The 5,835-nt window shown below is 64.0% G+C and carries 5 protein-coding genes and 2 pseudogenes; 5 read left to right on the top strand and 2 right to left on the bottom strand.

Going from position 1 to position 5,835, the window contains the following annotated elements; translation table 11 throughout:
• Nucleotides 1-403 (top strand): annotated as a pseudogene (locus tag AXW67_RS43605) (patatin-like phospholipase family protein); the annotation flags it as partial.
• A 167-nt stretch (nucleotides 404-570) separates the two neighbouring features.
• Here AXW67_RS43605 and AXW67_RS01540 read toward each other — a convergent pair.
• Nucleotides 571-1,815, bottom strand: a complete 1,245-nt coding sequence (locus tag AXW67_RS01540; protein ID WP_063676105.1) for an amidase — start codon at nucleotides 1,813-1,815, stop codon at nucleotides 571-573.
• A gap of 91 nt (nucleotides 1,816-1,906) precedes the next feature.
• On the opposite strand from AXW67_RS01540, the gene dprA reads away from it, so the two are divergent.
• The 4 genes from dprA (at nucleotide 1,907) to AXW67_RS01525 (ending at nucleotide 4,908) form a co-directional block, all read left to right on the top strand.
• The gene (dprA, locus tag AXW67_RS01535) at nucleotides 1,907-3,049 is read left to right on the top strand and encodes a DNA-processing protein DprA (RefSeq protein ID WP_063676103.1); all 1,143 of its coding nucleotides are present in this window, start codon (nucleotides 1,907-1,909) and stop codon (nucleotides 3,047-3,049) included.
• A 273-nt stretch (nucleotides 3,050-3,322) separates the two neighbouring features.
• Nucleotides 3,323-3,727, top strand: coding sequence for a DUF3302 domain-containing protein (locus AXW67_RS44850; protein ID WP_082907717.1), 405 nt, complete (start codon nucleotides 3,323-3,325; stop codon nucleotides 3,725-3,727).
• 35 nt (nucleotides 3,728-3,762) lie between these two features.
• Nucleotides 3,763-3,990, top strand: a complete 228-nt coding sequence (locus AXW67_RS43595; protein ID WP_245315353.1) for a hypothetical protein — start codon at nucleotides 3,763-3,765, stop codon at nucleotides 3,988-3,990.
• The gene (locus tag AXW67_RS01525) at nucleotides 3,991-4,908 is read left to right on the top strand and encodes an HlyD family secretion protein (RefSeq protein WP_245315351.1); all 918 of its coding nucleotides are present in this window, start codon (nucleotides 3,991-3,993) and stop codon (nucleotides 4,906-4,908) included. It abuts the gene before it with no gap.
• Nucleotides 4,909-4,999: 91 nt separating this feature from the next.
• On the opposite strand, the pseudogene AXW67_RS39995 reads toward AXW67_RS01525, so the two are convergent.
• Nucleotides 5,000-5,715: pseudogene (locus tag AXW67_RS39995) on the bottom strand (IS5 family transposase).
• Nucleotides 5,716-5,835 lie beyond the last annotated feature (120 nt).

Below are 5,835 nucleotides of genomic sequence, written 5' to 3'. Positions count from 1 at the left end.
GCTGCTGCGGCTGGCGCAGCTATCGACGGCTTCCGACCTCCTGCTGGTCCAGGTCACGCCGACCCGCGACAGCTATGTGCCGATCACACTCGCGGCGATCGACCGCCGGCTCGATCAGATCGCGGCGAACGCCGCGCTCAATGCGGAAGTCGCTGCGCTGGACTGGGCGCAATCGCACACTGCGTCGGACTTGCGCCTGTTCCGACTTGCGGCGGAAGATGCGGTCGATGGCCTGGCGCAGCGCTCATCGACCGATCTCGGCCGCGGCTTCATCCGCCTGTTGCACCGGAGCGGCCGCGAGGCCGCGGAGCAATGGCTCCGGAAAGGCGAAGGCGTCAGTGCGCCCTCGCTCGCCAAACGCGATCAACAGGCCGCTCGCGTCGAGCCGGCGCTGGTGTTGTGACTCCGACAGTCCATTCCGTCGTTCCGGGGCCCGAGCGGAGCGAGGGAGCCCGGAATCCATCGGGCACAGAGTACGCGGGTGAATGGATTCCGGGCTCGCGACATCGTCGCGCCCCGGAACGACGTCCAGGAATGACATTACGTGAATCAGACGTGAGAGACACAGCGCTAGCTTGATTTCGCCAGCGCCTCTTCCAGGAAGCGCGCAACCGCGAGCGCGCCGGGATCATTGCCGAAGCGCGCAATCACCTGCACGCCGATCGGCAGGCCATCGACCTTTAGCACCGGCACGTTGACGCAAGGATTGCCCATCAGCGTCCAGAGCCGGTTGTAGCGGGGGTCGCCCGTGGTGGCGAGCTCCTTGGCCGGCGCTGTGCCGGGCGCTGAGTAGGTCAAGAGCACGTCGACGCCCTCGAAGACTTCACCGAGTTCGCGGCGGCCGCGCCGTCCGATCCGGCGCGCCTCGTCATATTCTTTCGGCGTCAAGCCGACCGTTGCATCGAGACCGGCGCGCAGCAGCGGCGCGATCTCGTCGTGACGCTCCGAAAACTCCCAGGCGAGCGCGCGATGCGCCTCGAAGTCCTGGATGATCGGGTGAATGCGCCAGGCCTCCCGCACCGCCTCCGGCATGTCGACGGTCTCGACGCTGGCACCGGCGCGCTCGGCCGCCTTGATCGCGGCCTGCAGCCCCCGCTCCGCCGCAGGCTCCACGGGCCCGGCAAAATCCTGCCTGACCACACCGATGCGCGGCGACTTGGCGGCGACAATGTCGGAAAATTCGCTGCGACCGGTCATCGCCAACAGCCCGCGCGCAAGATCCTCCGCGCGGGCGCCGAACAGGCCGACCGTATCGAGCGCCCACGAGTAGCATTTGACGCCGACCGTCGGCAGCATGCGGAACGACGGCTTGATCGCCGCGACACCGCAATAGGCGGCGGGGCGGATCACTGAGCCGCCGGTCTGGGTGCCCAGCGCCAGCGGGATCATGCCGGCGCCGACGGCCGCGGCCGAGCCGGACGACGAGCCGCCCGGCGAGCGGCCGGAATTGTGCGGGTTGAGCGTCGGCGTCGGGTCGCGCGAGGCGAATGCCGTGGTCGTGGTCTTGCCGATGATGGTGGCGCCCGCGCGCTTGAGCATCATCACGACCGGCGCGTCGCTGCGCGGCTGCCAGCCGCGATAGATCTCTGAGCCCATCTCGGTCGGGAAATCCGCGGTGTCGATGATGTCCTTGATGCCGACCGCAATGCCGCGCAGCGGACCGGACGCCTGCGCTCTTGCCGACTTGTCGTGGCGGACGAAGGCGCGGACATCCTTCTCCAGCGTCTCGATCGCCTCGAGCGATTGCGCAATCGTTGCATCGGGCGAGAGCTCGCCGGCTTCGATGCGGCGCTGGAGGTCGGCGAGTGAGATCATGGCAAAATCCTTCTTATTGGGATCGCTTTTAGCATCGCGTCGAGGTCGCGCAAGCTTAAGCCCGCTGTTGCTCACGCCCTCAGGTTGTTCCATGCTGTGCCTGCAAGGAGACGCCGTGGACGCCATCAATTCAAACGTGGAGCTGACCGAGACTGAGCGGATCGACCGTCTGCGGCTGATCCGCTCCGACAATGTCGGCCCGCGCACCTTCGGTTCGCTGGTTGATCATTTCGGCACCGCGCGGGCCGCGCTGGAGCGGCTGCCGGATCTGGCGCACCGCGGTGGCGCGTCGCGATCGGGGCGCATCTGCACCGCGGCTGAGGCGGAGGCCGAGCTTGCCGCAAGCCGAAGGCTCGGCATCGCCTGGCTCGCGCCCGGCGAGAACGGCTATCCGTCCCGGCTTGCAACGCTCGACGATGCGCCGCCGCTGCTGGCTGTGCGCGGCGCCGTCGCGACCTTGATGCGGCCGATGATCGCGATCGTCGGCTCGCGCAACGCCTCCGGCGCCGGGCTGAAATTTGCCGGTCAGCTCGCCCGCGAGCTCGGCGAAGCCGGGTTCGTGATCATCTCGGGGCTCGCGCGCGGCGTCGACCAGGCCGCGCACCGCACGAGCATTGCGAGCGGCACGGTTGCGGTGCTGGCCGGCGGCCACGACTGCATCTATCCACCCGAGCACGGCGATCTGCTCGTCGCAATCCTCGACCAGAATGGCGCTGCGATCTCCGAGATGCCGCTTGGCCATGAACCGCGCGCCCGCGACTTCCCCCGCCGCAACCGGCTGATCTCCGGCGCATCGCTCGGCGTCGTCGTGGTGGAGGCCGCGCACCGCTCCGGCTCGCTGATTACCGCGCGCATGGCGGCCGAACAGGGGCGCGAAGTATTTGCAGTGCCGGGCTCGCCGCTCGATCCGCGTGCGGCCGGCACCAATGATCTGATCAAGCAGGGCGCAACGCTGGTCACCGAGGCCGCCGACATCATCAACGCGGTGCAGCCGATCATGGAGCGGCCGCTGATGCACCCCGCAGGCGAGCCCGACAGCGAGCCGTTCGAGAGCGATCCTCAAGGCCACGACCGCGATCAGATCACCGGCCTGCTCGGCCCCACCCCGATCTCGATCGATGATCTCGTGCGGATGTCCGGCGCCTCGCCCGCGATCGTGCGCACCGTGCTCTTGGAGCTGGAGCTGGCCGGAAAGCTCGAGCGTCACGGCGGCGGATTGGTATCGCTGCTTTAGGGCGTGTGCTCATCAACGCCTTGCGTCTGCTTTGAGGCGGTTTTGAACCTTGCCGCTTTGCCCCTGAACAGACGCTCTGTCTGCCTCAGCTCCGGATCGGAAGAGGCCAAATCACGTGCTGCCTGTCGTAGACACGCTTGGGAAAAAGCTTTGATCCATGTCAATCCGCGCACCGCGTTCGGAGCAAGGCTGTTGCGCGGCCCCGAGAGCTATCCCGGTGCCGGCGTGTCCTTTCGCATCGGGGCTGGTTGCTCAATGTGATTGTGTGTCCGCATGGAAGATCCATTCCTCAATTACTTCGCGCTTGGCTTGCTTTTTTTTGTCGTGATCGTGCTGGTCTACGGGATCATCGCGATCCACGACATTCCGGCCCGGATCGCGCACGCGCGTCATCACCCGCACCAAGATGCTATCCATGCGGCCGGCTGGATCAGCCTGTTCGCTCAAAAGCCGAGCGAGCCGACCTCGCCCAAGGAGGCGGTAGCTGAGCTGGAAGAGCTGAGGCATCGCCTAGCGGAGGTCGAGGCAAGGCTCGAAATCGAAGATCGACCAATCCAGTCTGGACAAGGACGGGTTCGCCCGAGGCTAGTTTTGCCGGAGTTCATCCCTCCAGACGCCAAGGAGAACGTTCCTCCTGAAGCGCCGCATGCGGACAACCGGGATGATCCGCAACGCTAGGCTACGCGCCTTTAACGTCGGGACGGGGGGCACTGATGGAAATCCTGCTCACATTGACCTACGTGGCGATCTGCTATGCCACGTTCAAGCTTTTCAAAATCCCCGTTAATCAATGGACACTTGCGACAGCGGCGCTCGGCGGCATTTTTGGGCTTTCACTGCTGTTCATAACGATGGCCTACAACCACCCGTTCTCCACGAATGCACGTATTTACTTCGCGGTAACGCCGATATTGCCCGGCGTCCGGGGCCGCGTGATCTAGGTGCCGGTCGAAGACCGTACCAACCAACATCTCGAAGCCGGCGAAGTTCTGTTCAAGATCGATCCCAAGCCATATGAGTACACGGTCGCCGAAAAGAAGGCGGGACTGGCCGACGCCGAGGCCAGTGTGGCCCAGCTCAAGGCATCCGTCGATCAAGCTTCGGCGACCGTTGAAAAAGCCAAAGCGCAATTGCAGTTGGCCCAAGAGAACTACGATCGCCAGTCGACACTGTTCCAGAAGAACGTCGTTGCACAGGCAACGCTCGACACCGCAACGCGCAACCTCGATGCGGCAAAACAGACGGTCGCCGAAGCTACCGCTGCGGAAGACCGCGCCAGGCAAGCCTATGGCGCGACAGTTGACGGCGAACATACGGCCATCATGCGTTTACGCAATGAACTTGCTGACGCTCAATTCGATCTGGATCAGACCACTGTCCGCGCACCCACCAGCGGCTTTGTCACAGAACTGGCGCTGCGGCCGGGCGTGTATGTGGTCCCGGCGCCCTTCCGTCCAGCCATGATTTTCGTCAACGACAGCCAAAAAGACCGAACCTTAGCAGCCGCGTTTCAGCAGAACGCTTTGCAGCGGGTTCGCGCCGGCGACGCGGCCGAGGTTTTGTTCAAGGGCATACCGGGCCGCGTCTTCAAGGCCAAGGTCCGCCTCGTGATTGATGCGATTGCCGGTGGCCAGCTTCAAAGCACGGGCACGTTAGTGAATGTCGGGGGGCCGTTGCCCGGAGACCGGGCTCTGGCCATCCTCGACATCGTCGATGACATGTCGGGTTATCAGGTTCCGCTCGGGGCTGCCGGCGAAGCCGCCATCTACACTGAGCATTTTCACGAGCTGTCATTGTTGCGGAAAATCCTCCTGCGCATGCGCAGCTGGGAGAACTACGTTTTCTTCGAAAGCCTGTAAAAGACAGCCAGTCATTCTCGAGCTTTTGTGGGTTGTACTTGGTTCGCGCAGCCCGATGACCATCTCATCGCGCTCTAGGCGGTGTGGACACTTATCGCATCCATAGGACGATGGCAGCGAGAGTGACGACGGCTCGGTAATTTCGGGCGGTCTTTTCGAAGCGGGTAGCGACGCGGCGGAACTGCTTGAGTTTGGAGAAGCAGCATTCCACGAGATGGCGCTGGGCATAGAGATGTTTGTCGAGCGGATATTTGAGGGCGCGTGACGGGTTGTTGGGGATGACGGCGAGCGCCTTTTTGGCGGCGATGTCTTGGCGCAAATGATCGGCGTCATAGGCTGTATCGGCGATGACGACCTCGGCCGGCAGTCCCTCGATCAATGCGGCGGCCTGTGGTGCATCGCCCTTCTGGCCTGCGGTGAGCGTGAACCGTACAGGACACCCCAAGCCGCGAACGGCCATATGTATCTTCGTGCTCAGGCCGCCGCGCGAGCGGCCAAGCGCCTGATCTTCAGACCCCCTTTTTTCGCCCCGGCGGCGTGCTGATGCGCCCGGACGATGGTGGAATCGACGATCAGATATTCGAAGTCTGGATCATCAGACATCGCCTCGAAGATCCGCCACCAAACACCCTTGATGCTCCATCGACTGAAGCGCCGGAATACGCTGTTCCAGTCTCCGAACGCCTCCGGAAGGTCGCGCCAGGGAGAGCCTGTACGCACGATCCAGAGCACACCTTCCACGAACATCCGGTTGTCCCGCCCGGTCGAACCCTTCTGGTCGGGCCGGCCTATGATCAGCGGCGCCATGCGCTCCCAGGCCGCGTCGCTCAACACCAAACGATCCATCACACCCAAGGCCGCCTCCCAAAAAGAAGCCTTGAATCTGATTTGCTCTCAAAAGGGAATCCTTAGAGTCCACACCGCCTA

The sequence above is a fragment of the Bradyrhizobium neotropicale genome (genome assembly GCF_001641695.1).
GTDB classification, from domain to species: Bacteria; Pseudomonadota; Alphaproteobacteria; order Rhizobiales; family Xanthobacteraceae; genus Bradyrhizobium; species Bradyrhizobium neotropicale.
Note: the sequence above shows the minus strand (reverse complement) of the source record. Positions and strands in the feature narration are given on the sequence as shown.

Bases quoted from the DNA above. Each gene is read 5' to 3' on its own strand.
- AXW67_RS01540 (WP_063676105.1), bottom strand. From the start codon at position 1,815: ATGATCTCACTCGCCGACCTCCAGCGCCGCATCGAAGCCGGCGAGCTC.
- dprA (WP_063676103.1), top strand. From the start codon at position 1,907: ATGCTGTGCCTGCAAGGAGACGCCGTGGACGCCATCAATTCAAACGTG.
- AXW67_RS44850 (WP_082907717.1), top strand. From the start codon at position 3,323: ATGGAAGATCCATTCCTCAATTACTTCGCGCTTGGCTTGCTTTTTTTT.
- AXW67_RS43595 (WP_245315353.1), top strand. From the start codon at position 3,763: ATGGAAATCCTGCTCACATTGACCTACGTGGCGATCTGCTATGCCACG.